General features: G+C 41.3%; 2 protein-coding genes. Both read right to left on the bottom strand.

Features of this window, described 5'->3' with window-relative positions; all coding sequences use genetic code 11:
- Positions 1-736 (bottom strand): hypothetical protein (locus tag D791_RS18590; protein ID WP_036515031.1); only part of this gene is annotated, 736 nt, incomplete at its 3' end.
- Positions 733-1106: hypothetical protein (locus D791_RS18585; protein WP_036515030.1), on the bottom strand; the 374-nt coding region annotated here is incomplete at its 5' end. The genes D791_RS18585 and D791_RS18590, both read right to left, overlap by 4 nt.

The raw sequence follows: 1106 nt of genomic DNA, 5'->3' as shown, positions 1-1106 counted from the left end.
GACCACGACGAGTGACGTAATAGCCGGTAAATAGTCCATGAGCCATAAAATAAATCGCAATCGCAGCAAAAGCCACTAGATAGGCACCAATGGCTTTACCGCCACTAAGCACACCAAAAGGAGCAATGTAAGCTAAAACATATAATAAACGTAGGTGCCACTTGCCTTTGATAAATAAGCGATCTGATCCTACATCTCCCCCTCTATTTAAAAACCAGAACTCTTTGTTCTCATTGACAGGGGAGAACATTTTTCTTTCTTCGATGATCTCTCGAATCATGTCATCAGAATAGGAACGATAGGTCAGGTAGGCCATCAACTCTATAACTACACAGGCAATAAGAAGTGCGCTGAATATAAGGGGAAAAATATCAAAGGCGGTTGAAACAATAAGGGCAATATTTGCTCCAAACATCACAAATACTCTAAACAGCCAAGTTGCTAGATTAATCTCTAGTAAATCATCAGGTTCTGCTCGTTTGGACTGAATAATAGCAGACGTTAGAACGGCTGTCGGTACCAACACTGTCAAGCTGAAATAGAATAAGGTTAGAGAATGCTTCAACCCCAACGTCAGGCTTATCAATATAACTATTGAGTGAGATATAATAAAAAAAAGCAAGAATTTCTTTACCAAGACCCATAGTTCGTTAGTCTTTGAATTGGGATTTTTCACCCAAAGCGGCCTTGTTGTATTCAAATTTTGGTTGTATTGATGCAAATCATTATTTTTCATGGTGCTACCATCATCCCCTGATAAAGATCAGAATTCTGGAAGTCAGGTTGGTTAATGGTTGCGTTTGAACTCCACTCCCGGAAGGCTTTGAGTGCTTTATCCTTAATGCAAGAAGTATTAATTACTATCCCGATTCCAACTCCAACGGCCAAAACAGCAACAAATCCCAATCCCGCGATGACTGCCGGTGCAAGAGCGACACCCATAGCTCCAATAATAAATGCGGATGCCGCCATCCCCACAATCGTTGAAACGACAACCGCACCCAGCGTAAAGCCCAAGGAAATTAACAACTCATCCAGTTCTTTGTCACCATCTGCACTTAACCATTCCGCGACATCCAGTGTGCATACAAATAACATTCCTAATG

Source organism: Nitrincola nitratireducens (genome assembly GCF_000585235.1).
In the GTDB taxonomy this organism is placed as follows: Bacteria; Pseudomonadota; Gammaproteobacteria; order Pseudomonadales; family Balneatricaceae; genus Nitrincola; species Nitrincola alkalisediminis.
The sequence above is the reverse complement of the archived record's forward strand: the minus strand, read 5'-3'. Positions and strand labels throughout refer to the sequence as shown.